The organism is Vibrio sp. 2092 (assembly GCF_033339635.1).
Taxonomy (GTDB): Bacteria; Pseudomonadota; Gammaproteobacteria; order Enterobacterales; family Vibrionaceae; genus Vibrio; species Vibrio alginolyticus.
Map to the genome: position 1 here is coordinate 346829 of NZ_JAWOUY010000001.1, position 26011 is coordinate 372839.

A 26011-nucleotide genomic window follows, 5' to 3' on the forward strand; every position below is an offset into this window, starting at 1 on the left:
ACATCGCAAAAAAACAAAAAACAGGCATTTAGTCAATTAAAGTAATCGAATGTTAGTTTTTTGATCGATATTTATTAATTAAATATTCCGTTACAGATTCCCAATCTGGAAACTCTTCGCTTCCAAATCTTATAAGCTCACCTTCAAACTCACCCGCGCCATTTGCCAACCTATCATCAATTAAATATTCGCCGCGAAGATTATGCTTATTGTGAGTAAGTGTCAGCCTTTTATAGAAATCTTTAGGGAAGTAGGTCTTGATGCAAATAAGCTTATCTGACCATGCACTCGGATTTTCCCAAGGTGATGTGGATGCAACATGACATTCAAAGTATTGAGAAAGCTTCTTTACTGCTTCAATAGCTCCAGGCATCGGCTTCATAAGCGAAAAGATACCTGGAACTTCATCTAATCTACCTTCATATTCACGCTTGATTTCATCAGATAGCTCATCAATTGCAGATACGAAATCAATCAATGTATTGTCCATATCAAAATGGATTATTTCTTTTTTATTCATTTAATTACCTTATCCCTTTTGTTCTATTCACTTAGTTAGAGTGACAAGACCCAGAATAACTTGTTTATTAATTTCTTTAGCATGAGCTGCTAAAATACCAGCTAACTTTGGAAAGTCGCAGTTCTCTTTATCAAGCAATTGATTGATCAGATCGAGAGACTCTTTTACTTCTTCCGAAAGGCAGCTATGCAGATTAAGAAAGTTTTCGTTCAAAATGTACAAGCATCGGGTAGGAGAAGAAACATCAAGCTCGATATTGCATTCGATAGAATGCTGATCCACCAGCTTTTGAACCCAACCTTGGTATAACTCATTTGCAATGAAGAACCTATGAACAGAAGACAATGCGTCTAAATCGAAATCACCCTGAATGAATTCAGTATCAGCGTAGTCATATAAGGCTATAGGCTCATCCTGGCTTGAATTAGACACTTCATCAAAACCTGCATTTAGTGAAACGCACAAGCTAGATACAATGGAAGATGCTGTTTCAGAGGATTCCTTCACGGAATCCAAAACCAATGTGACTTCTTTCTTCTTTACATCAGCTTCTTCCAATCCCTTTTCAACACCTATTAGACCATTGTGAATTTCTGAGAAACCTTCATTGACTGCTGACAATGAGTTAATGGTAGCCTGAGAAATATCGACATATTTATTTGCCAATTCTTTCGACTCTTGAGATAGGTGAGTTAGGTCAATTACCTCAGAGCTGCTATCTTGCTTTACTGTGCCAATTTCAGTATTCAGAGCTATCAAGTTCGCCTGATCAACTAACTCTTTAAGCATATCTTTTGCATTACCAAGAGATACCGACTGTTCTTGAAATTTGTCCACAATCATACTTGCATCAAACAGCAGCTTCTCGGACGCATCTAAGCGTTCAGAAATGCCTTCAAGCAGAAAATCAGCTCGGCTGATCCCAGAGTTAATGCCATTAACGGCAGATAGCAATTCTAAAGTTTCGTCCTTAAGCGCGTTTTTTCGTGAAATCATGTTATTAACAATGGCTTTCAATTTAACGCATTCTTTATCAAGCAGCTCTTTTTCTAGCTTAGATCTTAAAGCTGAAATTCTTTCTTGATGCTTGTTAATCTTAGACTTTATCAGTTGATCAATTAGGTTGCTTTCACGAGCTTTTTGTCTAACTTGTAACTCTTGAACCCTAACAAGCTCATGCACCTGCAATTTCGCATCTTCACCTAAGCTAAGAAGGGCATCTATATCATTTTTTATTGTTTTATCTCTTACAAACATGACCCTACCAATATTATTATTTATTTAGGTTTGAATTATCTGCTATTTAGTAATGTTTTTCAAGAAAATTACCTGAAATCTTGCCTTTATGGTTTTTGTTATATATTATTTACCAAACTAAATATCAACATATAATGGAAAACAAATTATGAATCTTGATAAAGGTGACTTAGTGCTTAGGCATGACGGAGCTTGCATTTACATTCTTGGTTCTGACAATCGTTCGTTTCATGGGATTTGCTCTGCAAGAAATGAAAGCTTCATCTCTTACACAAGCATCTTAAAGCATGATTTGAAACCTGAAAGCCAGTCCGAAGTGGTTTTGGACGTTATCAAGTATGCTCATCCAGATATTATTAATGAGGCATTATCAGCAAGAAGGGCAAGCAAATCGCAATTCAATGAATGGTCTTTGAAAGAGCCTGTGGTAGATAACAACACGCTTTCTGGAGAGCATAAATCAAAACTCAAAGCGGGTGTGACCATAGTTGATAGGTTTGGTAAGGCATATTTGATTCTTCATGTAGACCAAAACATTGTATATGTTTTTAGGCATGGTACATACAAACAAATTGATTTGAGTGAGTTTAGAGCAAACCTAAAGCATAGATACGCGAGGCTTGGAATCCGCTGTTACTTTGGCTATCTACCGCGTTCAGCGCAAGCTATGGCGCTATCTGTTGACTATTTATCAAACAAAGTCATCGAACAACTGCTGCAACATCAAGGTGTAGACTTGAGAACTGATAAAGATAAGGGGATTATTCATGGATAATGTGGTTTGCAGAGATTCAGTTAGAGATCGATTTAAGACTGCTGGTATAGGACGTGACAATGTAACGAAAGAGCACTTGCTATTAATCCACCAGCTCATCAATAGCCGAATGATGGCTTCAGATTTGTTTGAAGGCACATTGCGAATGACACAGCCGTATAACGGTGAAATGTATCTCCATTGCTGTTCCAAGCAATGGGACAAGAGGGAAGCTGTATCATTCAATACTGACGGTTTTATAGGTATTGCTGGATGGGCTAGCGATAAAAGTGTTGAACCAATAATTCAAGGCTTATGTGATTTCTTAGACCAGATTGGAACTAAATCTAAAAGTGATACAAGAAGTTAATTGACTATTCTCCTTGCTCTCATATACTTAGCAAATGGTGTGATTAGCCCGACCAAGTCGCAAAGGCCAAGTAATCAAGTTTTTATGTCAATGGTAGTAACTCTCACTATCCAGACAAAAATGTAGCGACAGCATTTGTGAACAAGGAGTTACTATGTACACTTTAAATCCGTGCTTTAAAGATCTCTACACACTACAAGCTTCATTCATATTTTATCATGTAGCCATACGTTCTTATTGGGATGAGATAAACCCATCTGTTTATGATTTTGAATTCAAAGAGCAAAAGAAAGCATTCCCATTGAGCAAGCGTCAATGTGATAATTTTGTAGCCAGACTCTTAGGTCATGACTCAAATTCATCAGTTATCGCCTTAATGAATCCAAACTCAAAGCATTCTCAATGGCTCTTTGATGCATTTCAAATGAACTTTGATTTCAAAGCTCAAGATCCTAAGAGAGGCTTTAAATCCACTGAAGTTGCTGAGTATGTAGTTAACAACATTCCTAACAACCTATTACTCGATGCTGAATGTAAATCAAAGCTCATTAAATCTCTTCAGGTAGCCATTTATGAAATGCCATCATCACAGCAAATTGATGAGCTTAGACGAGTTAGTAGAAATGGCTTATCGGATGAAGCTTGTCTAGTTCTGTCCTGCCTTGGTGACTGGACTGATTGCCAATTTCAAAGTTCATATGAAGGAATAGACGAAGATGGTTACAGTGTCACTATCGATGGCTATTACCTTACAGAACTTTCTTCGATGGGGGATTCTGAGTTTAGAGTTCCATTCACCCCTGAATTTGACACCATACAAGAGTTTAGTGAGCACCTAGCATCAAATGCTCAAACATACCTTAAATACGCACTTATCGATCCAGGCAGTAATGACTGGCGTAACGTTGTTGACTCGGTGAATGCTCTAATCTAAGACTGGTTTATAAATGAAAGACGAAATCCTAAAAATCAATGCTCTAGTCACTGAAGGCTTTTTACAAATAAACGCGATAGAACAACGATGTCTAGCTCAATGCGTGACGCTGTCACACATTTTGAGTTCCAAAGGGTACACCGTAGAGCTTTTACCGTGTGAGGTTGTAGGCAAGAGCAAAAAGCTTATTGATGCTGAACGAAAAGGGATGCCTAAAAGCGAAAGGAAAATTCAGAGACTAGCCCAAAGCGGTGCTAGGCAGATCATGATACGAAATGAAGCTAAACCTGGCACTGCTGGCATTGACCGACCTCTAGGTGGACATGTCGCCATGTTTGCAAGCAAGGATGGTCAATGTTATTTCATTGACCCTACGTCTTTTCAATTTCAAAGAACCAAGAAACAGAATGGTTGGTTATTTGATTGCCCTGATTGCATTATCACTAAGTGCGACCCGCACTATCTTTGTAAAACAGCAGAGTTCAATGAGCGCTTTACGCCATCTGAGAAGAAGTTGGATGGCTCTACTTTTATTGCACTTAACATGGAATGCGGGGGTGCTCTGTATTACATACAGTCAGGGGTAGATATTCTTATGGAGTATCGCGATAACCCTAACTCATCAGAATGCAATAATTCAGATTTGAATCTAGATCGCCACAAGTCTGTAATAGAGCATGTGAATAACAGCCTCAAATAATGAGAAATCCAGTCATCAATGACTGGATTTTTTTATACTTTCAACGGTAACGTTCCTTTGATTTGCAGATCAAAATCCTGTTCTGTATGCCAGCCAAAAGACCAATCAGACGATTCCAAGCTACCTTTAGGGAAAGGGTTGTCAACGAATAAGATACCTTCCTTATAAGCATCAACACCAATATCAAAACAACTTTTTTCTGGAGTGGATGGAGACCTTATATATTCAACGACATATTTTGATGTGTGATCTATGAACTTCCTTGATTTAACGTTTACTTTAGCTAATTCTCGATCTTCAATTATGTATGCAAACTGATCATCGACATTATCCTTTATGTAGTAGCCTTCATTCTCACCACTCTCGTACCAGATTAGTAAATCGACTTGCTCTTGCAAATCTCTCCTTCCATGCGCAACCATTCCACCATCACCACTGTGAATGGAGTACCTTGAATACATACAACTACTGTCATTTTCTTTACTAAGCTTATTCTTCATTTTGGAAACCTCATTTAACAAAAACCCCTATATTTTCTTTACATAGAGAGTTCCGATATCGACTCTCTTTCTTTTTGAGCCGCTTTGTTTTTGAATAAACCCCAAGTAAAGTCTGATATATCGATAGTGACCTTACTTGTAATGGGATCACTAAAGAGATGCTTTTTAACATCTTCCAATCCAGGATGCCCAAGACTCATAGCCAAAGACCTCATTTCTGGGGCAGCAATACTCAAAACGGACTTGGATGGTTCGTCAAGTGATCTGATGAATCTTACGCCACCGTCATGTTTCTCAATACTGTGGTTTATACCGTTAACCGAGCACATGAATTGAGAATCACTGATATCACCCAAGCAGTCCAAATACTCGGCTATAGCATTCAATTTTGCAGAAGGAACACCTTGAATGCAGCCCTCATCAATCTCAATAGCTGTTGTTTCAAGAAGCTCTCTGATGCCCTGACATTTGTTGTAATAGTGTTCTTTTTCAGCAGCAAACTGCTTAAGGGACACTTCATTGAAATCTACGCTGGTTGGAGAAATTGGTTTAACCTTAGGAACCTGAAGAAAATGTTCTTTTTTCAGCTTACCTGGCACATCCATTTGAAGTTTTGAAGGCTTCTCAGACAAAAGGTTCGTGATAATCCTAACTGCATCAGTAAGACTCGCTTTGGATACAAACTCATGGTCAATAATTAGCATGTTGGCATCAGGATTGTCTGAGAAAGACACTGCAATCGCTGAGTTTTCGTTCAAATCTTCGAAAACCGTTGCGTCTTTCAGCTCCATTTCTAATTCTACAATTCTGTCTTGTAAATTCATAAAGCACCTATGATTGTTATTGTTTATTATTAATTTCAAATGAAGTAGTATGTCTTCTTCGTTAAGTGAGGAAATCTCTATTGTTAGTCAGAGCCTGCGTCAATTCTGGAATGTGTTGTAAAAAAGGACCATGCGCATACGGCAAATGGGACTCAGAAAAAGGTCAATGCGCATACTTAGCCTTCAATGAGAAACAACATTCAAAATGCCTCAAATACGATGAGATCAGTCAAGATCCCGCCTCATACTACAATCCTGCGTTTGGTCAAGGTTGCTGCATGAGTCTTTTCAACGAGGCTAGGGATTCCATCATTAAACGAGATTACAATGGCGTAATACCAATGGTAGAGATAGAAGGGTACTAGTTACACTGTAACAAAGTAACCTTGACTACCACGATGCCGATTGAAGCTCTATTCAATTAAATTCTGTTTTTTAGTTTTTCTTTTTATATGATTTATATTAACATTAATCCCGAAATTTAAAAAACAAAATAAATTAAGAAAGGATTAATGATGCACAATCATATTGAGATGTTTGTTGCCGCGCAGCACATGCGAAGCGACAAATTTTTTGTCAGAGGTGTCGCAATGAGCATTAACCTCATGAGACTATTGAGAAAGCACAACAACCCATTCATTCAAAACCCACTCTCGTCAAATGACATAGAAAAACTTGACCTAGACTTCTTAATCAAATCTTACAAAGACTGCCCAACTTTAAAAATGTACCTTGGATTAATGCCTGGTATAAACACCGAACACCTTGATCCAGACAACATTAGTCAAGCCGCATATGAAAATCATGGCTATACGCTATTAGGCTTCTTTGAAATTTCACGTTTCAATGATGAGCTTAAGAAAAATTACATGCGTAACAGATCAAAGATTAAAATATCGTTAGATGACGTGTTTGATATAAGTAGGCTCCCTAGTAAAAAGGTTGCAAGACATGCCAATGCATTGATAGGGCGTGATTTTATTTACAACAAAAGAAAGAATGTGCTTGTTCATGTTGATGGAAATAAATTACACGTCTACCGCATCAAAGATGGAAAAACATTTGATGTTGAGACGTTCAAGCTAATTGAGTAAAAGAGCTTACTTTAGATTCTCGAAAATTAACCAAACCAAGGTCTTTTGGTAATGAAAATCAGAGTTCTTGCTCAAAAAGTTATAAGCTGATAGTATTATTTTGCTGTTATGAGTAGCCCTACGATGGTGCTTAGTGTAGATAAGCTTGATTCTTCGGTTCATAACAAATCGAAGCGGGACGGGCGTTGTAGCTACGAAAACGAGGCAACGCGGTAGCTGTGAACCAACATGATCAGCAGTGACATTCCTTCACTTTACTCCGCACCAAGATGGATAAAAATCGAGAGGCGCTTAAATGCGCCTCTCTTATTCTATATTCAATCCAAATTTTGCATATCAAGTGGCATTAAATCTTTTTTGTCTTGAGAAATACTTAGAAATGTAAGACTCCATAGCCTCGTAGTCATTATCGAAAGACCATACCTGTATTCTGAAGGGTAAATCAGGATCAAACGACCTCTTGTGCAACAACTCGTAAAATTTTCTTCCAGCATCTGTTATAGCATAGCGATCATTAACTTTTTGAATCAACCCTCTATTTAACAACTGCTCTAATATTGCACTTCTACTCGATGGCGATGCAATGCCTTCAAATGCCGAAGGGGATTCATATCTATCTTCTTTGCAATCTGAAAAATACTTACCAGTACCTTTATAGTCCTGAAGGAAGCTAAATATATAAACATCCATGTTTGAATGAGGCAGTTCATTATAAATGCAATGAAAAGTCATAAGCTCATATTTTGAAAATATGATGTCGGATTTAGCCCCAGCCATAGCTAATGCTTTACCAAATACTGGCGCTGAGTTTATGTTCCATAGCCAATCAAAATAGTATTTGGCTTTAGCCCTCTGGAACATTTCATTATCGAATACATAAACCTTTCTGTTTTCCCATGACATTCTGAGTGTTTCTTTATCAAAGGACACTGATCCTAAAATAGTCACCTTACCAGTAAACCCATTGTCTCTAAGAAGTTCTGTTATCGTAAGTTGACTAAAATAAATGCCTCGGTTATCCATATCGCAAACGATAAGGATTTCATTGTAATCATTGAGCTTCGAGCGATATTCTTTTATCAGTGAACGATAATCAACAGTTAAGTTACTATTAGGGATATGACGCGTTTCCTTAACCTTGTATTTTACTGGAATTATTATTGGGCAACTAGATATAGGAAGGTGTCTAGGATAGTCGTATTCAAAGAAGCCTAAGCCATAAAAGCTGACAACATCAGAGTTAGTAAGTTCAGGAACTGCTCTCATGAGATCTTTTGCCATTGCGTTCTTTTCGCAAAGGATAAGTACATTATTCATTATGATTACTCTTTTTAAATTTTATTAAAAGGTTGAAATGCAGAGGCTTAGCCACCACCTGCATTTATATACCAAATAAAAACAAGAGACAAGGAAGAATTCGACAATGGCTTCGTAGAAGCCTAAATTTCTAAGGATTGGACATTCTTAGGGGAAGGGCTTTTAGGATGCTTTACAATTCCTAAAATTGCTTCTTTCGGAACATCATGTGCGATAGATACTTCTCCTTCCTTCGATAAGTACCACAACGCGAATGGTTTGTAGTCAATTGCATTTTTGTTGGACAGTTCGAATGTTTGCTCAATTAAATATTCAGCTTCTTCAATTGGTATATCAAACTCTTTTATGACATCTTCCACATCGGCAAACAATTCCTCTTGAACTATGCCAACATAGAACGAGTCATCAGGGTATAACTGATCCAATTTTAAATACGAAGAATCGATTTCGATAATCACAACTTCTTCGCTGTCAAAAAGATTTGTATGCAAATTGCTACTTTCTTGATGTTTGGAGAAGTATAATGTTTTCTCTTCTGGTCTACACTCCATCTCTCCATGAATCAATCCGCAATGATCTCGTTTGAAACCTTCTTTCAAAATTTTCAAAGCATTACTTTTTGTTGTTGCGTGATAGAGCGATTTTGAGACATCGCTGATTGACTTGTAGGCAGAAAGCTTTTCTTTGAGGACTGGGGTTTTATTAATGTTCATAGTTTAATTTATGTGTCATACAAATTTACATTTTCATGGTTTTGAATACTAAAATCAATAGCGCTCAATTGAGCGCAGTCATCAATTCGCTTTCTTTTTGCTTTGTGGCAAGCATAAATCCTATAATTTTCATGACAGTGATTAAAAAATGATTTAAGATACACCCAATTAATTAAATTAAAGATAAAAAAGAAAGTTGCTTATTTTATGAACACATTACTTAAATTTGATTACATTTTATCCTTTGGTATCTATCAGCACATAGAGCCAGGAAAGAGCAGTGAAGTTGATGGTGCAAGGTTCGCTCATAGATTATTAAGAAATAGATTAGGTAATACTAATCTTCCTGATACGCTTCATGAAGTCTTAAATGTCGTTTCGACTGAAATGAGCATCATTCTGGGCTGTGACTTTAAAAACCTCTCTGATAGTGGTGTTTCAAAACATGAAGAAATTCGAGAGGTTTGTTCCGATCAGATAAGACGGTTACTAAGGGACGATTTTATCAACAAGCTCACGCTTAAATTCCAAGCTTTCAATCTAATTGATTGGCATTCCTTTGAAGAAGAGGACAAGCATGTATTTGATAAATTCCTAGTAAAGGAAGGGGATGATTATGTAGTTACCAGCGATTTTACGGAAGATACTGCGTCCCAAACAATTCTTGGTGGATTTTCAAAGGAGGTTGAGATCCAACCACTAAGTTACAGGGTAATGATTGGTGATTACAGTGTAACAATTGATGCTGCAAGAATTGATGAAAATGGGCATATAGCCGCATACTTCATAAAAAACTCATCTTCTGAAGTGTTAACTAAAAATCTTGAATGGGTTGACTACCTGAGACCATCTAGCAGAGATGAGCAATATACTTCTCTGTGCTATTACAGCAGCCCTGAGAGCGCTAAAGAAACAATTTTACAACTTATCCTATCTAAGGATGTAGATAGTGATGCTCTGATTTCTCGCCATATAACATTACCCAAATAGGAAGAGAAAGTAGAATCAGAAAAATTAATTAATAATAAAAAAATTAATTATCAAAAAATTAATCAATAATTAAATGGTCTTTGCTACAAAGGAATTACAACATGAACGAAATAATAAACATCATCCTTTCTGTATTATCCATATCTTTAGTTTCCGCTATGGCACTAGCAAGCTTATATTACGGAGGATATGTTTTCGAGGGTGAAAATGCCACCCACAAAGTATTTGTAAATAGAGTTAAGCGCAAGATATTTAACAAAAATAATCATAAATTACATAATAAAAACATGCGAAAAAGCTAAGAGGTGTGATTTGTACTGTTTAATTGTATCGGTAATAACATTAATTTTGCTTATCCCGCTTATTGTATCTTTATTAATTACAAAAGACCAATAAGCTAACATATCAACACTAAGGCTTACCTAATGTTTAATTTAATAATCTCAATAATAGCCACTACATTAATTGGCATTTTGCTTTATAGTTCATTGAAATATTCCGAGGAAGCTTTTGGTTCCGAGCCGATCTCAATTAGGGATTTAATCAGAGAGTTATTTAGCGCATTCTTTAAATCAAGTGATAAAAAGAATAAAATTTACAACAGAGCGAATAGAAAAACTGCATAAGAGTAACTATTTATGAAAAAAAGCGAAAACTTGGATAATTTAATCGATGTAATAAAGATGGCTCAAAGATTACAGAGTGAAGTTGATGGCATACCTAGAAATGTACTAGGAATATTCCATACAGTTCAACATTCTGATGCTCTTTCAGTTAAGTTTAGACAAGCGTATACACTGGCTTGTGAAATGCATATGCTTCTCCCACTTTATGAATTTCTTCCTAAGCTCGGTAGGGAACTTGAGCAACAAGGAAAAATTGATGTAGAGATAGGCGACAGCTACATCGAAAAGGCTATTCAATACATTGCCATGACATTTGGCATGGATGATCTTAGCTTAACAAAACTGAATCCTGAAATCGGTGACAATGTAACAGTTAAATTGTGTGATGCATTTGAAGAGTTGTCTTCAACGCAGAGTTACAAGGGGAGCTTTATTTTCAATAGCGACAAGCAAATCGGTTTTGTCGAAGAAGGCTCAGGAAAACTTTTTGCTATCAATAAAGAAAACATTGAAACGCTAAAGAGAGTTGACAACTAAAATGAAAGCGGTGATTCTTCATGGGCTTTACATGCATGGTATTGTAATGATGCCCCTAGCTAAAAGGTTACATGGATATGGTTTTGATACTGAAGTACTTAGTTACAACTCAGTATCAATTTCTGAGAAGAGTCTTTTTGAATCTATCGATAAATCCTTAGACCCTTATGGTCAAAACATCCTCATTGGTCATAGCCTGGGAGGTATCTTAATCAAGCGTTATTTAGCTTCAAGAAAACCGAGCATTGATACCATTTCCCACGTAGTAGCTCTTGGCTCGCCAATAAATGGATCGTCCATAGCAAGAAAACTGTCAGATGTTGGGGCTTCATTGGTTTTGGGAAACGCAATAGAACACGGCTTGATTGAAGATGACACGCAGTGGCATTTCCCTCAAAAACTCTTCTCAATTGCTGGTAGATTACCTATTGGGATCAGACCAATCCTCATTCGTGATGGGGAAGAGTCTGACGGAACTGTGACAGTAAATGAAACGAAAATTGATGGGATGTTTAAGCATCAAGTCATTGATAGCAGTCACACCAGCATCATTTATAGTAAGCTGACCGCTGAGCTTATTAATCAATTCGTAACTGAGTAGATGATCCCCAGCAGCGAGCTGGGGATTTGTTTACCTGAACGGTACTACATTATCTGAGGTTTTTTGCTTTTCTGGTTCTTTATCCGCATTTATCGTCAGTGTTACTGCTGCTCTTTCAAATGGGTTCAATGAATTTAGTTTTTGCTTAAACATAAATTGATTGTTTTCGTTATGATATGAGACTGCCTCATTAACGTTTGAATCAAACTCTTCAGATAAGGCATCAAAGTCTATATCAATTGACTTTATCCTGTTATTTCTAGCCTGGCGCATAAAGTCAATATGACCACTTAAAGTACTGGAGTTTTCGAAAACCGTCTGAATAAATTCGATAGTGCAGTTTCTACATACGACATTGTCTGAAAGGGTGCTTTGAAGCTCTGATATTATTTCCTTTCGCCAATCATCACCATGTTGATACATATGCTTTTCACACAGATCTGAAACCATTTCCGCATTTTGAAGTAATGGCATAACTACATCTTTTGGAAATAGTGATTCTAAATCATCTGCGAACTGAGAAAGCACTTTTGAAATATCTTCATAGTCCTTATTTTCATCTTGAACTTTAATTAACTCATTTTTGATATTTAGAGAGGCATTGTAAGCTGCTACCATTTCTCTCGTGAATTCCTGATTTAGTTCAGAGTTGATGAAATAACCGTAATCTTCAAAATCAATTGAAATGTGGTCGTCTAGAACTCTTACAGTGTCATGTTTGACCTGCGCATTGAAAACAGCACCATATATATTCTCGTAGCCATTTTCTGATCTTACTGAATATTCCGTTTTATCTTCTAAAGTAAAATCCTCAAATTCAACCGCTTTTATTGCCCCGTTGAATCTGAAGTCATATTCTCGGAGAAAGTTATATAGCAACTCTCTCTCCAAAGATTTACTTTCTTGAAGCGCTTCAGTTAACTTTTTCACTTTGGATAAATAGAGCTTATTTAGAAATAAATCCCTTTTATTTTCAACACTTCGCATCTCCATCAGGTTACTGATAACATCATCTAGAGTATCAGCACTTAAAAGGGGATTTTCCCTTTCAGAAATTTTGTTAGACACCTGCTTTTCAATCAATTGCTGTAAGGTCTGCTTATCTTGAATGGTAAAATCTTTACCACACATATTCGTGAATAATGTCACTTTGACTTGGTGAGCAGAGCTTTCGATAAACTCTTTATCAAAGTTATCTAAAACACTTCTAATTGCTGAAGCATGAGATGATATATCTTTCAGATTCATAATTTTATTCTTTATTATTGATATTGGATTAATTATATCATTAATAAAAGTAAAAGAGGATAGTGCGAAGCTATCCTCTTTTAATTTAACAATCCCAAATAAATACTCTATCTAACTCAGGCATAGCAGACCTACTATAAATTTGACCATCTAAATCAAATTCTTGATGCGGCAACTCCATAATTGGATTGTTCTTGTGCGTATTTTTGTTTCCAACAAGTATAAGTCTCTTCGTGTGGTTTCTATCTAAAATCCACTTAAAATCGACTCCAAACTTGTTTCCACCAAGATGCATTTTTATTGGATTGTATTTATGTGTAACCCAAGAGCAAACAACTGTCTCTGCTTTATATTTTCTAACAGCTTCTCTACCATCAAGCTCAATAACGTTATCACCGTATGGAACAACCTCTTGACCTAACTTAGAATACTCAGAAATCACACCAGAAAACTTGCTTGCTTTCTTCGGATCTTGCATAAAGTTGTCAGTTGCAATAATCCCCAAAGAACGACCATAAACACCATTACCTGAACCGATCTCTATGGCTTTTTCAATGTTTAAAATCTTGCCCCTGATGAACTCTATTAGTTCAAGAGTTGGAATGCTGTAGAATCCATGCTTTATGCAGAAAAACTGGAACTGCTTGCGCGTAAACTGAGACAGCTCTTTTTCACTGACAACATTTAACATCCCATCACTATCAAGCAACAACATCTCTAAATCAAAAATGTTTTGTGAAGTGATAACCTGACCTTGTCCAATGGTATGGTTAATTTTATTGCTGAACATACATCACCCTCATTTAGAAGGGTAATGTACGCTATTTTGAACAAAATATCCAACTGGTTGGTTGTGATTTAACGACAGCTTAAAATCCATAGGATTACAGCGAGATAGGGTAGCATCGCACATGAAACTCCAGCAAATAAACAGGTGTAATATGCCGCTTTTTTCCTGAAGACAAATGACTGTTCAATCGCAGCCTTTTGTGCTGTTTTTCGAATAGAACTCGCGTAATCTACTAACCATTCTGGAAGCTTGTCTCTGTTCGCAACATACCAATCAACATCGCTATTATGAATCTCTCCAACAAATAAGCTCGCAGTATCTTGCCCTTTGTTTTTACAATGCGCTACTACATATTCAATCATGTGGATTGAGCGTAGTGGGATACATGCATTAGGTTCAATGTATTCTAACCATATCCAGTCAGGATCAGCAAATCTCATGCGTTTATTAAACGTACCCTCTCTTCGTAAGACGTTCAATTTCATGTATTCTTCAGGAGAGGGGAAGCCACACAATTCACGCCTTATCTCTGGCGCAACACTATGGAACTTTAAAGAAGACGCGACATCATTAACAGAATAAATTCCGTGAATTCCGAAACGATGGCTTTTGGTTGTCTTTTCGGCAATCGATGTCTTAATCAGAGAGTAGATAAATCTCGGATGGATCATCGACCTAAATGCAAAGTTAAATGCTTCCTTAGGCTTAAAGACCATCCAGTCGTTAACATCAAAGTCTAGCCCTTCATACATTTGCTTCATGGACTTCTCACAGTACTTTACACCTGGTGCTGATTTAATGGTTTCATTAACAGCTTTTACGTAGTCAAGATTTGGACCACCTGTGATTCCATGAAGAATACCATATACATGCACTGTCACCCCATCGATTGTCACCACAGCGCTATCAAGTCTCTCTTGTTTTTTATCTTTAATATTATTTAGAATTGACATCATTTTTTCTCTTTAGATTTTTTCTGAAGTTATTCTATTTTTTATCGAATATCAACACCGTTCAGTGCTTAACCTTCAAGGTTATTTCTAATTTTCAATGAAAATTTGCGTCAACACGCTGTTTTTGTGTCGTTTTTTATTAAACAAAACATTTTTGGAAACATTATTGTGTACAATTCATGAAGTGAAAGTTATGATTCTAAAAACATAAACCTTGAAAAAACAAACAAAAGAGTAAAATTTCAATGATATCTAAACAGGCTCGAATTGAGTTTTTCTCGCTAGCAGTAATGCATCTATCTATGGTGTACATTCTAATGCTAGCTAATGAAAACGCTACTTACATCGCTCTTGATTACTATGGGCTATACGTATTTGCTACACTTGCCGTTATTGGCACATTCAAAGACAAGTACGATTTCAAGTATGGTGTGATTTCACTACTGGTTGGGGGAAGCCTTGCGTACTTTATCGATATAAAGGACGTAGTGGTCTACGTCATGGAACAAATGGGTATGCACTTCCCTAACCCGAACACAATTGGCTTTTTTACATACTTGGCAGTATCAATCATTTCGATATGGAACATACTAGGAATTATCTTGAAAAAGATTAAGTTTTCATTTTTCAAAATGTTCTCATCAATCATGTTCCTTGCGTCATTTACTGTCGCCATATTGTTCCACCAGCTTATCGTGATCAATCAATTTAATTTCTCTCACGATACGAGAAGTGTTCAGACAAAATCAATTCTATCTGATATTCATAAAAAGGAATTCTTTGACGGGTACTGTCAGGGCAATTATTTATTATGCATATCAACAACAGGTGAAGAATTTGAAGACTCAATCAATCATCTAGCGAAAAGAGTGCCGAGCATCAGCGAGACTAAAGATGTCATTATTGATGTCCATAACACACTGAAGAAAAGTGAAGTAGGGTATTTCTCATACACTTACACAAACTTAATCGATGAATTCTTCATCATTGAAACATACGTAAATAAAGACGCTTCTTACCTTGTGATTGATAAACCCACACATGAAGCACACGTATTCTTTGCTTCTAAAATATTCATGTATTTATTCCAGGCTTTTACTACTATTTGGTTTTTATTTGGCACTATGCTAATAGCGATGCACCAAGATGTAATAAACAGGAAGAAAGCAGACAGTTGAGAATTGATGGAGCCTGAAGGCTCCATTTTTTATCTGGAAAGGACAGTGGCATCAAGGTATTCTCTATCCATTTTTTGGATTGTATCGATTGGTAGCTTACGCCTCTCATTAATTGGGAGTCTCAATATATCTTTCTTATAAACAGGCACCACCTTTAACACCTTTACATCAGAAGTCCTGTATACCAGATACTCGTCATTTAAAGCCTCACCATTTTCCATCGCAATAGCAATTGAAGTACCGCACGTATCAATAATGGGCGAAATAAGCTCATCAAATTTCTCTTTTGATAACTCGTAATCATTCCTTAACTCATTAATATCTTCTATTAAATCAAAGACAGAGTCGAAGTTATTAGCATAATCAGAGAACTGTTTAGTGTCGCTAAAAAGGGTATCATCAATGTCATTGAGCAATTGATATACAGTCGGTAACACAGTGCAAACAGAATCAACTGGAATATGATTTAACATTTTCGGTTCTCTATCCTTGTACTGACACTGATACAAAACGCCTTTTTCCACCCATTCTGACTCTTCATCAAAATCCATATCTTCTTCAAATATCTTATAATTAGTCAAAGCGTATGCCAAAGCAGAGCTTCTGCGCTCAAAACCTAAAAAGTATACAGCTCCATTATCACCACCAAGCTTATCATGCCTTGCTTTGGTCGGTTTGAATCCTGTATCTGCGTTTTGTCCTCTAAAAAGTAGCATATTCATATCTCATGATTCTTCTATTGCATTAATTATATCCAAATTCGGCTTATATAACATCAGTTATATCCCAACTAAAGCCAGCTATCTATCGCTTTACAATCGCTTAAATTCATATAAAATCATTGAAAATTAACTAATAAAAGAAAGAAATACAAAATGTATGCATTATTTTTTCCATTGGCGATAATAATTTGTTTGATATTCTTATTTACCAAGCATAATTCAGATAAAAAGAAAGAATTTATTGAAAGTAGAAAAAGTAATTTCTATAACTTTAAATCTGAAAAAACAGAAAAAACAGCATTTATACCTGACTTTGAGTTTGATAACGAATCACTTGTTAGTGTATCATCTCAAACAAATGAATTTATTTTCATGCGCGGCAATAAGGCTAATATCTGTAAGTTTGAAAAAATATCCCACATTAGTATCGAGGTTAAGATTTTATCAAAACCTGTTGCAGATATTACCGTCTACTTTATAAATGGTGATTCCATTACTATTCCATTTGCAAATGATATTAGAGACGCATTCAGATTTTGTACGTTGTTTGAAAACAATTTAGGAAAAGACCCTTTCTCTAAAGATGGGGTAAAAGTAAAATCATTATCAATAATTGATTAATAAAAGAGGTAAATTGTGAGTTTATATCTACAAAGATCTGTCAATAGAATTTCCACTCTTGATGGAGCAGATACTGATGGCAAAGAAACATGGGAATTGATCGACAGTATCGATAAAAAACTGAATGAGATTGCTTCAAAATATGGACACTACTTTGATAGATGTTCCATAGGTGATCACGAACAATATGTACTTGTGTTGCACGACAAGAGACATGGCTCAACCTGCATTTATAGTGGAGAATCCTTTAGCTATGAACAGATTGAAATTCCAGATAATCCTGAATTCCTTGCAAATTCGGAAGCGATTATCGCTGAGATTAATGCTTGTGAAGATCTAAAGTGTATTCACGGCATTCAGTTTGACGAACCACAAAAACGCATATTTGTATTTTCGTAAGTCCGTCTCTTGTTGATAAATTATAAATGCAGGTCTAAAAAGCCTGTATTTTTTTCATAAATAATTTGCTGTAAAAACTGGTTTTTGATTCATTATTAGCACATAAACACGTTCATTCTTAATAATAGCTTTCACGTAATCTTTGTTTAAGTTGTCAAAATATTCGCCTTCAAAACCTATCAAAATCAGATTTTTAATCCAAGCCACTTTCTCAGGCTTATCTGGCGTTATAAAGCCTCCAAACTGAATTAGTTCAGATTCATCATTTTCCTTCACAACCTCCAAATGGTTTTGAATCAATGAGTTGCCGTACAGCGTTTCCCCCTGATCATCTAAAGTAACGGTTTCATAACCGCTTAGATGAACGACAAAACTAGGTGCGTCAAAGATCATCATCCCCTCATGGTACACTGTATGGATGTACAGTATTATGCTGATCATTTCACAATGGTGTCAACCCTAACATTCAGTTAATTTATTTGTTAAAGATCGTCTTCATGATAAAATTTGTTAAAACGCCAATTTAATTGGCGAATATTCGAATGGTTTTCTCGCTCTTTGTGCGTTTTGATTTTCAGAATATTCTGAACACTCGAATTTTGTATGTTTAATAAATAAACTAATTAAGAGAGATATTATTTATGAATAAGTATTGTGAAGCTTGGGCGGAAAAGCTTGGAATTGAGATCGCTGAATACATGGGTGCTGGTGATAATGGAATTGCATTCAAAACCAGTGATGACAAGGTAATGAAAATCACAGGTGATGTGGGAGAGTTCCTACATGCTCATAATCTTAAAGGAAAGTCTCTAAAGCACTTTGCCGAGATTTATGACACACGAATATTTCTAGACGGTAGTATGGGCATACTAATGGAAAAGCTTGAAATATGTGAAGAGCTAAAAGAACAATTCAAGACACTCTGTTCAATTGCCAAATCGAAGAATATGGGGATAGAGGAAGTCGATATCGATGAGGATGAATACTTCGACAGCATTTACGATCTTCAGCAAAACATCGCTGAGCTATTCACCGAAGACCACCAAAACAGACTTTTTTCAAGTGATCTACATCATGACAATATTGGTCTTAAGGAAGATGGGACGATTGCGGTTTTCGATATGCGGTATGATGAGCACATATTGAGAAAATTAGACATCGATACGGAGCTTAACAAGATTAAACATGAACAATACCATTCTTTACATCAAGATCGCGCTTACGATATAGAGAGGTGAGCTTCATGAATATTACTGATCTTAAGCTTTTTCACGGCACCACCTCTGATAACTGGAATCCCAACTGTAATATGGGATATCTTTATGTGACAACCCATATCGAACATGCAAAGTATCACGCAAAAGATAGAGTTGAATCTGAAATGTCCGAGGGGATTGCTTCAGATATGGTGCTAATAATGCTCAATAATGAATGTTTATCTGAATTTGAGCTGCTTCCTGATAATGATGTGGACGAAAGTAACGGCTACGAGACATGGCAAGAGTCTTTGAAAGAGATTGGCACACTTATCCTGGTAGGCGACACACGAAAGCTTAAGTACCATTCTAAGATTCTTAAGTTAACTCCATCTTCTGACCTTGCTCCTTAACCATTAAGTATCAACATCCACTTGCATCAAGGATGATGCAACATAATACATATCAGATTTTTTCACCTAAATACTTGATTCTTATTATTGAAATTGGACTCAATTTATTGTCTAATTGTTTTTTATTAATCAATAAAAAGATAAGCATCAAATATGAAAAAAGGTCTACGAAAAATCATACTGATCAATTCCTACTTGAAGGAGCTTGTATCGGAAGTTGAGATTGGTAACAACACCATGATTACGGGTGATAATGGCGCGGGTAAAACTAGCTTTCTTAAGCTAATTCCAGCCTTTTTCGGCATGAAAACATCCAAAATCTCAAAGAAATCTGAAAATACTGACAATTTTGTGCAGTTTTACCTTCCATATAAAAACTCATACATTGTCTATGAGTACGTGACACATTTAGGCAATGTCGCTCAAGTGGTTCTATCTAGACACCATACCACCAGCATCGAGCCTAAAGTTCAGTATCGTTTCGTAGCCAAGCCGTTTGATGCTTCTGATTACCTTAATGAAGAGCAAGAAGGTAAGTTCATTGCACTCGAACCGCATGAATTGCATACATTATGGTCTGAGCGCCTTATTAACTTCACTAAAGCAGTACCTACACAGTCAGACTTCCGTAAGGTTATGCAAAATGATGAGTTAAGAACCGTTGAAAAAGACTTCCATCCATACTCACTAACAGGTGGTCGAAACAACCTTAAACACATCGATTACATCGTTCATGCCTTGATAACGGGTAAGGTTAGCATTCCTGATATCAAATCATTATTAGCAAAAATCATGCATCAAAGCGGTGGAGACTACAAACTCCAGTTTAACCCGAATGAGGCTGAGCGTTGGATTGAGCATTACGAAGTTGTCAGCAAGTTCGAGTCTAAAAAAGAGTCTTACATGACCACTCTTGAAAACGGCAATGAACTGATTGAAAACGAAGACCAGCTTGAAGTTCAAGCTAAGTACATCGAATCTGCCTTGCAGGTAATTACTGAGCAGTTTGTAGAGCTTCAACAATCGGTGCAGGGCAAGAAGTCGGTACTGAAAGAAGCTGAGAACGCGAAGAATCAATTAATTGAGACAAGCAGTGAATCGCTATCCAACCTAAAGGGTCGCATTAGCGGTGCTTCAACTCAAATCGATAAAATCAACCGTCAGCAAGATCACTTCATCGACCAGGAGATTGAGCACAAATTAGCGTTGTTTGAGTCCATTCCTGAAAAAGAAGCCGATGTTGCAACGCTTCAGTCTGATCTTGATTACTATAGCTCTCACTCTAAAGATATTGAGCAGATTAATACTGAGTCAGAGCTTCGTGTTAAAGAAAAGAATGCAGATATTAAGCGCGAACAGAAAGCGAAAGAGTCCGCATTGAAAGCAATTGATGGAGAGCATGAGATTGCCAAGTCTTCTCTAGAGCAAAATCATTCGAAACTTATCAGTCAGATTGAAAAACAATACTCTCAAGAGCGCGAAATTTCGATTGGTGAAAAGCACAAAATTGAAGCAGAGATATCCTCATTAAGCAACGCTATCTTATCCGTACCTCTCGATGAAGAAGTGGTAGCAATAGCGGCTGAAATCTCTAAGACTCACACTAGAGAAGTTGAGCTTCTTAACGAGAGTGGCAGCTTGAGCAGCCAAAAGTACAGCATCCAGAATTCAGACCTGTTGAGTGAAAAAAATACAATCACATCACAACTTAAAGAGCTTCTGAATGAGAAAAACGCTCACTTAAAATCTATTGAAACACTGGATGAATTGAAGAACGGACTAAAAGGCTCAGCTCTTAATGCGATTCGCGCTATTGATCCAGAACTAATCAATAACCCAATCATCAAGGTGCTTGGTCATAAACTGCTTCTCAGAACCGATTTAAGTGCTCATATTGATGAAATCGATATTGATGCTGGCATCTACGGTCTACACCTAGATATCGACTCTCTTCAGTCACCAAGCGAATTCGAAGACATGGATAACCAAATCATTATCCTTGATGAGAAAATCGCAGAAATTGACGCAAAAACTGAAGCTATTCGCCAACGTTTAAAAGAAATCGAAGCCAAAATTGCAACCAACAACGTTGAGCTTAAGCGACTTGACAAAAAACTTGATGAAGTAAGAACTCTGATCGATGAAAACAAATCGAAAAGGGAGTTCTTGTCAGATAAGAAAGCTTCTCTTATCGCTGAAAAGGAAGCCTCACTCATTAAGCGAAAAGAAGCCGCTGAAAAGATGCTTCGTAAGGCTGAACGCAACATTACTGCTATCACAGAGAAAAGAGATGAAAGCATTGAAGAGCTGAATGCTTCACACCTTACTGCAAAGTCAGACTGCGACACCATGTTTTCTGAAAAGCGCGAAGCAAGTGAAGACATTTTTGAGCAGCGCATTGACCGTTTAAAGAAAGACATTAAAGCGATTAGAGAAGACGCTAACGCTCGCATCAATGACATCGATTTCGACAATGAAGCCTACCGCGCCGTTAAAGCAAGCTATGACAAGCTCATTGAAACGATTGAAGAGTACAGAAGCTACGAACCTTTAATCAACAGCTATACAAAATTCAAAGAGGACGACTTATCGCGTCTCGATGACCTAATAGCTGAAAAGCAAAGCTTACTGCAAGAGCAATCACTTTTGACTCAAAAAGTTGAAATAGCGAAGCAAGACTACGCTCGTAAGAAAGCCGATATCGAAACTGAAGTGTCAGCACTAAACAGAAAGATTGATGCTTTGACAGAGCTAAAATCAAACCTAACATCTCTACGCTCAAGCTTGAGTGATATGGGTATTGAAACAGTCCACGATGCTGAGCTTCCTAATGACTTTGATATTTCAGACTTTGTAGCCACCAACCAGAAACTTGTCAGCAAAACAATTGCTATGGGTAAGAGTGTTAAGCGCGAGCTTTCTTCAATTCAACAAGAGTTGGTTAGTAATGGCAGCGAAGATATCCGTAAATGTTGGAATGATGAAGTCGGGATGATGACCACGAGCAATAGTCACAGACTTTACCGCGCTCAAATTGTCGCATTTAACAAAATCGTTCATGAAATCATTCCAGGCTTCAAACAGATCGTGATCAGTAATGCCTTAGCTATGGGGCATGGTGTAAATGAGTTCAAACTCCAACTAAATGGCATTTCTAGAACGATTAACGACCTTGGAAGAAAAATTTCGGATGCAGTAAACGGGTGCTCAAACTACGACTCTATTACAGATATCAGCATCAACCTAGAGTCCGTAATCCATAAAATCCACGGTTGGGAAAGCATTGTTGATTTTTGTGATGCCTACACAAGCTGGCAAGAAAGCGATTACAAAGAGAACATTCTACCTGGTGAAACATTTAAAAATCGCCTGAAGCAAATCATCGATATTAAACGTATCGGTAACTCAGACGTTAAGATTGAAGACTTGTTTAATGTCGTATTCGCGGTAACTGAAAATGGCAGAAGAAAGACCGCTCGCACAGCGACTGACCTTGAGAAAATGAGTAGTAACGGTCTTACATTCCTATTCATCTCAACACTGTATCTAGGCATGATTAAGGTGCAGAGGGGCGCTAGCCTTGTCTCTATCCAATGGCCTGTAGACGAATTAGGCAAGCTTTCTACTGAAAACACGCTGAGACTTATCGGCATTCTTGAAAATAACAACATAGCCATCGCTACAGCTCTACCAGAGCCGAATATCGATCTGATGAACTCCTTTGGCAAGATGTATCACATTAGCAAACATGGATACCTAGTAGAGAACAACGTTGAAAAAGATGAGCTAGCACTAATGATGGAGAATGCGTAATGAGCACACTATTTGAAAAAACCGTGAACTTACTTTTGAGTGGTGCATTCATTTGCAAAATCACCGAACCTGAGGCACATAACTATCTTAATGACAGCCAAAATCAATACAGCGTAGATGTATTTGTTAAGCAAATTGGTAAAACACTGAAGAGCAGCAACAACGAAAATTGTTTCTATCTAGCATATCAAGAGATAACCTCAGAAAACCGCGCTCAAATCGCCAAGAACATCGAGCAGGCTAGAAATAGTGTTAAGCCAGCCGTTGAGTCAATTCGCGTCATTCTGGACGGTTTAAGAAGCGATATGGGCTTGTACGAGGGTCAAGAGATCGTTGAGGCTACAATTGAGAGCTACGCAGAAAATAATGACTCTTGTAAGGAGAGATTCCGTATCTTGTCGCAATCTCCAAGCATCAAGAAAGGCTCTAAGCTGAAAGACAACCTTCACGACCAAATCATGATGGTGTTGCAGTACCTTGTTCGTGAAGGATACCTTGTTCAGCCTAATAAAAATCGAAACATCTTCCTGGTCACAGGGAAAATTTCATTCTTAATTGATTACCTTGATTTCATCAATGAGCGAGAAAAAATTATCGAAAAAGTTCGTGATGAAAGTGCTAAGCAAGGAGTGTTGTTTTGAGTGAATTATCAACGCTTATCAATCTTTTAAAGAAGAACTCAGACATTCTTGATGACGTATACAATCAAGGAACAAAGATTGAAGAAACCCAGAACAGGGAAAGAGCATTGGAACTGACTACCCAACGGGTAGTCTATGCCACCTCTGAGGGGTATCGTCTGAATCCGAAATTGAGGAACTTTTTTGACTCAATTTTCGGCAAAGAAACCAGCTCATACATTGATACTGATTTCAATGAACGCAAAAAGGTGATCCTAAATCAGATCAGTGCATATTCAGTTGCTAAGTACAACAATGACATGATCGGTATGGATAATGCCTTCTTCCTGATAACGGATGAAAGCTTTGCTACTGCGCACCAAGCTAAAGATGTAGTCGCAAAACTTCGTAGACGCGCAAATAGTGAGTTTTCTCACATCAAGCGTCTGGAGGAAAAAATTAAGCTCAATGAAGATTCAGCAAGGATTAGTCGCGATGTAATTGAAGCATTTAGGCAGTTCAGTTCAGATGATTTTCTATTGGCACCAAATATCGACCATAAAATTTACAACTTCATCAAAAAAGAACTGATAGATCCTGTCATCAAGCTATGCGCTGAAATGACAGAAATCTTGAACAAACTTGCTGAAAACTCGATCAAGTTTAAAGAGTACAGTAAAAGCAATGAGCTTATCACCGCATTCTCTGACTATTGGATGCTTAGTCCTTCATATGAAATTGATGAGTTTACCGATGAGCAGTACGGTGAAAGCCAGTTCTTGATTCCAGACCCAATAATTCAAAGTGCTGTTATCGATATAGATTCTGATGAAAATGACGAGTTTGTGACAGATACGATTGAGAAAATCAAAGATGGAAACGATAAGTTAACGAAGGTAAAAAGTGAAGTCATTGAGGCTGAAAGCGTTGAGGCACAAGAGCTGCAAACCGAAAAGATTGTCACATTACATCGAGGTCAGTTTGAAGTTGATTGCCGCAGCTTCCTCACAGAAGTTGTCAAAGAAAAAACCCGTACCAATAACGGATTGTCAGCGAAGAAATATCATAGTGAGAAGGGGCTAGTCTATGACCTAGACCAGTGGCTGTTTGGCTTAACCATGTATCACGCCAAGTTGAATAATCTTTACAGGAGCAGGTTTAAGATAGAGCTAGATGGCGATAAACGCTATGACACTTTCGGAAACCTACTTTTGAAAGAGGTATCTGTAGAATACCAACCTTAACAGTATCCCGCTAAGCGGGATACCTTAAATTCTGTAGAAATAAAATGAATAAATTAACGAAATCAGATATCAATAGACTACACGGAATAGTCAACAAAACTACTGATAGCACCTGCATGGCTACCAATGCGATAAAGTCTTTGCACGAGGACTTCGGGATTGGGAAAAGAGTGTCGAAGACGCATGTTAAATTCAATTCAAACGACAAAATAAAAATAATTAACAATATAAAAAGTCGTTTTAATTTAGATTTAAGAATAGCGTTAGAGGGTGACAGGACTACATTTTCTAATAAATCTGGCAATGAAAAGCTCGCTACTGAATCGCCAAAAGAGAAGAATATTGAAGTCCGATCTTTAACGGGAATCGTGAAGATTAATGGCATTGAATCTCACTTGTTTGATCCGTCAATCTCAATAGTTATGAACTCTGAGCAACTTAAGTCAGTTGAGCATACTTCAATTATCATTGTGGAAAACTATGTTGCCTTCAAGAAATTGTCTTCATTTATTCTACCTAAGCATCATGATTTTGCAGACCCTCTTATTGCATACAGGGGTGATAACACAAGATCTCCGATTGATGGGGCTATTGAGCGTCTAAATACCATTACTTATAGCTGGATGGATTACGACCCACAAGGTTTCAATTTAGCCATTGCTAAAAAAGAAATTACGAAGGGAACCTTACTACCTTCAAACCCTGAGCAATTGTATTCGCAAAATTACGGTAAAAAGGATGTTTTTAATAAACAGTTACGATTTGTTGATGGACTTAAGGATAAAAACATTGAGTGGGTTAATGATCATATAAACATAATGACGAACAAACTCATGGTACTTACTCAAGAGGGCATCATACACTCTGAGCAGCCGCTAAAACTAAAAAGTTGGTGAGCATTGACCGAAGTCATTAGTGTTTATGATTGAAACCACTATCGCTCTTATTAGATTTTGAATATTGCAGATTAGCTTTTTCAACCCTCCAATGGCAACCATTGCATTCACATTTATGAATAAAAAGGCAATATACCCTGATATTACCCTCGGAGATTTTCCAATATCGGGGTTATTTATG

29 protein-coding genes are annotated in these 26011 nt (G+C 37.1%); 18 read left to right on the forward strand and 11 right to left on the reverse strand.

Features of this window, described 5'->3' with window-relative positions:
- Positions 1–52: 52 nt before the first annotated feature.
- Positions 53–520, reverse strand: a complete 468-nt coding sequence (locus R7P80_RS02055; protein WP_045592883.1) for a 5' nucleotidase, NT5C type — start codon at positions 518–520, stop codon at positions 53–55.
- Between the two features lie 27 nt (positions 521–547).
- Positions 548–1777: a hypothetical protein gene (locus R7P80_RS02060; RefSeq protein ID WP_116921207.1), complete on the reverse strand. Its 1230-nt coding sequence runs from the start codon at positions 1775–1777 to the stop codon at positions 548–550.
- A gap of 148 nt (positions 1778–1925) precedes the next feature.
- On the opposite strand from R7P80_RS02060, the gene R7P80_RS02065 reads away from it, so the two are divergent.
- The 4 genes from R7P80_RS02065 (at position 1926) to R7P80_RS02080 (ending at position 4535) form a co-directional block, all read left to right on the forward strand.
- Positions 1926–2552, forward strand: a complete 627-nt coding sequence (locus R7P80_RS02065) for a hypothetical protein (protein WP_318096642.1) — start codon at positions 1926–1928, stop codon at positions 2550–2552.
- A complete protein-coding gene (locus tag R7P80_RS02070) occupies positions 2545–2901 on the forward strand; it encodes a hypothetical protein (RefSeq protein WP_118895277.1) in 357 nt (118 codons plus the stop codon). Before R7P80_RS02065 ends, R7P80_RS02070 begins: the two co-directional genes overlap by 8 nt.
- Positions 2902–3055: 154 nt before the next feature.
- A complete protein-coding gene (locus R7P80_RS02075) occupies positions 3056–3835 on the forward strand; it encodes a hypothetical protein (RefSeq protein WP_318096643.1) in 780 nt (259 codons plus the stop codon).
- 13 nt (positions 3836–3848) lie between these two features.
- Positions 3849–4535 carry a hypothetical protein gene (locus R7P80_RS02080; protein WP_229623821.1) on the forward strand — a complete coding sequence of 229 codons (687 nt, stop codon included), beginning with the start codon at positions 3849–3851 and terminating at the stop codon, positions 4533–4535.
- A gap of 32 nt (positions 4536–4567) precedes the next feature.
- On the opposite strand, the gene R7P80_RS02085 is transcribed toward R7P80_RS02080, so the two are convergent.
- Together R7P80_RS02085 and R7P80_RS02090 are read right to left on the reverse strand one after the other, a co-directional pair.
- Positions 4568–5035: a hypothetical protein gene (locus R7P80_RS02085; RefSeq protein WP_229623820.1), complete on the reverse strand. Its 468-nt coding sequence runs from the start codon at positions 5033–5035 to the stop codon at positions 4568–4570.
- A gap of 38 nt (positions 5036–5073) precedes the next feature.
- Positions 5074–5859 carry a hypothetical protein gene (locus R7P80_RS02090; RefSeq protein ID WP_116921202.1) on the reverse strand — a complete coding sequence of 262 codons (786 nt, stop codon included), beginning with the start codon at positions 5857–5859 and terminating at the stop codon, positions 5074–5076.
- 590 nt (positions 5860–6449) lie between these two features.
- Between R7P80_RS02090 and R7P80_RS02095 the strand changes: the two genes are divergently transcribed.
- Positions 6450–6953, forward strand: coding sequence for a hypothetical protein (locus R7P80_RS02095; protein WP_318087662.1), 504 nt, complete (start codon positions 6450–6452; stop codon positions 6951–6953).
- Between the two features lie 336 nt (positions 6954–7289).
- Here the strand turns inward: R7P80_RS02095 and R7P80_RS02100 are convergent, their stop codons facing one another.
- Positions 7290–8270, reverse strand: a complete 981-nt coding sequence (locus tag R7P80_RS02100; RefSeq protein WP_116921201.1) for a hypothetical protein — start codon at positions 8268–8270, stop codon at positions 7290–7292.
- A gap of 122 nt (positions 8271–8392) precedes the next feature.
- Positions 8393–8983 carry a hypothetical protein gene (locus R7P80_RS02105; RefSeq protein ID WP_038128996.1) on the reverse strand — a complete coding sequence of 197 codons (591 nt, stop codon included), beginning with the start codon at positions 8981–8983 and terminating at the stop codon, positions 8393–8395.
- Positions 8984–9190: 207 nt separating this feature from the next.
- Here R7P80_RS02105 and R7P80_RS02110 point away from each other — a divergent pair, with 207 nt between their 5' ends.
- The 4 genes from R7P80_RS02110 to R7P80_RS02125 all read left to right on the forward strand — a co-directional run bounded on the left by R7P80_RS02110 (position 9191) and on the right by R7P80_RS02125 (position 11737).
- Entirely contained in the window at positions 9191–9973 is a 783-nt protein-coding gene (locus R7P80_RS02110; protein ID WP_053318397.1) for a hypothetical protein, read from the forward strand.
- A gap of 101 nt (positions 9974–10074) precedes the next feature.
- A complete protein-coding gene (locus tag R7P80_RS02115; protein ID WP_053318398.1) occupies positions 10075–10275 on the forward strand; it encodes a hypothetical protein in 201 nt (66 codons plus the stop codon).
- Between the two features lie 336 nt (positions 10276–10611).
- Entirely contained in the window at positions 10612–11136 is a 525-nt protein-coding gene (locus tag R7P80_RS02120; protein WP_116921200.1) for a hypothetical protein, read from the forward strand.
- A gap of 1 nt (position 11137) precedes the next feature.
- Complete coding sequence (locus R7P80_RS02125; protein WP_241619746.1) at positions 11138–11737, forward strand: esterase/lipase family protein; 600 nt, start codon at positions 11138–11140, stop codon at positions 11735–11737.
- A 30-nt stretch (positions 11738–11767) separates the two neighbouring features.
- Here R7P80_RS02125 and R7P80_RS02130 read toward each other — a convergent pair whose 3' ends face one another.
- The 3 genes from R7P80_RS02130 to R7P80_RS02140 all read right to left on the reverse strand — a co-directional run bounded on the left by R7P80_RS02130 (position 11768) and on the right by R7P80_RS02140 (position 14731).
- Positions 11768–12985 carry a hypothetical protein gene (locus R7P80_RS02130; RefSeq protein ID WP_318096644.1) on the reverse strand — a complete coding sequence of 406 codons (1218 nt, stop codon included), beginning with the start codon at positions 12983–12985 and terminating at the stop codon, positions 11768–11770.
- 85 nt (positions 12986–13070) lie between these two features.
- Complete coding sequence (locus R7P80_RS02135) at positions 13071–13775, reverse strand: hypothetical protein (RefSeq protein ID WP_045592913.1); 705 nt, start codon at positions 13773–13775, stop codon at positions 13071–13073.
- 68 nt (positions 13776–13843) lie between these two features.
- Complete coding sequence (locus R7P80_RS02140) at positions 13844–14731, reverse strand: hypothetical protein (RefSeq protein ID WP_241619750.1); 888 nt, start codon at positions 14729–14731, stop codon at positions 13844–13846.
- A gap of 242 nt (positions 14732–14973) precedes the next feature.
- Here R7P80_RS02140 and R7P80_RS02145 point away from each other — a divergent pair, with 242 nt between their 5' ends.
- On the forward strand, positions 14974–15906 hold the full coding sequence (locus tag R7P80_RS02145; protein WP_318096645.1) for a hypothetical protein: 933 nt from the start codon (positions 14974–14976) through the stop codon (positions 15904–15906).
- 29 nt (positions 15907–15935) lie between these two features.
- Here R7P80_RS02145 and R7P80_RS02150 read toward each other — a convergent pair whose 3' ends face one another.
- A complete protein-coding gene (locus R7P80_RS02150) occupies positions 15936–16628 on the reverse strand; it encodes a hypothetical protein (RefSeq protein WP_241619755.1) in 693 nt (230 codons plus the stop codon).
- 153 nt (positions 16629–16781) lie between these two features.
- On the opposite strand from R7P80_RS02150, the gene R7P80_RS02155 reads away from it, so the two are divergent.
- Both R7P80_RS02155 and R7P80_RS02160 read left to right on the forward strand, forming a co-directional pair.
- Positions 16782–17249, forward strand: a complete 468-nt coding sequence (locus R7P80_RS02155; protein WP_045592920.1) for a PH domain-containing protein — start codon at positions 16782–16784, stop codon at positions 17247–17249.
- 15 nt (positions 17250–17264) lie between these two features.
- A complete protein-coding gene (locus R7P80_RS02160; RefSeq protein WP_048515899.1) occupies positions 17265–17648 on the forward strand; it encodes a hypothetical protein in 384 nt (127 codons plus the stop codon).
- Positions 17649–17702: 54 nt separating this feature from the next.
- Here the strand turns inward: R7P80_RS02160 and R7P80_RS02165 are convergent, their stop codons facing one another.
- A complete protein-coding gene (locus tag R7P80_RS02165) occupies positions 17703–18041 on the reverse strand; it encodes a hypothetical protein (protein WP_045592923.1) in 339 nt (112 codons plus the stop codon).
- 248 nt (positions 18042–18289) lie between these two features.
- Here R7P80_RS02165 and R7P80_RS02170 point away from each other — a divergent pair, with 248 nt between their 5' ends.
- The 6 genes from R7P80_RS02170 (at position 18290) to R7P80_RS02195 (ending at position 25830) form a co-directional block, all read left to right on the forward strand.
- Positions 18290–18886 carry a hypothetical protein gene (locus R7P80_RS02170; protein WP_020331328.1) on the forward strand — a complete coding sequence of 199 codons (597 nt, stop codon included), beginning with the start codon at positions 18290–18292 and terminating at the stop codon, positions 18884–18886.
- Between the two features lie 5 nt (positions 18887–18891).
- Positions 18892–19257, forward strand: coding sequence for a hypothetical protein (locus tag R7P80_RS02175; RefSeq protein WP_038129015.1), 366 nt, complete (start codon positions 18892–18894; stop codon positions 19255–19257).
- A 153-nt stretch (positions 19258–19410) separates the two neighbouring features.
- Complete coding sequence (locus R7P80_RS02180) at positions 19411–23070, forward strand: ATP-binding protein (protein ID WP_241619757.1); 3660 nt, start codon at positions 19411–19413, stop codon at positions 23068–23070.
- Positions 23070–23711 (forward strand): condensin complex protein MksE, encoded by a 642-nt coding sequence (locus R7P80_RS02185; RefSeq protein ID WP_020331331.1) that lies wholly within the window; start codon positions 23070–23072, stop codon positions 23709–23711. Before R7P80_RS02180 ends, R7P80_RS02185 begins: the two co-directional genes overlap by 1 nt.
- Positions 23708–24934, forward strand: coding sequence for a hypothetical protein (locus tag R7P80_RS02190; protein ID WP_020331332.1), 1227 nt, complete (start codon positions 23708–23710; stop codon positions 24932–24934). The genes R7P80_RS02185 and R7P80_RS02190 overlap by 4 nt, the downstream gene beginning before the upstream one ends.
- Positions 24935–24978: 44 nt before the next feature.
- Entirely contained in the window at positions 24979–25830 is an 852-nt protein-coding gene (locus tag R7P80_RS02195) for a hypothetical protein (protein ID WP_241619759.1), read from the forward strand.
- Positions 25831–26011 lie beyond the last annotated feature (181 nt).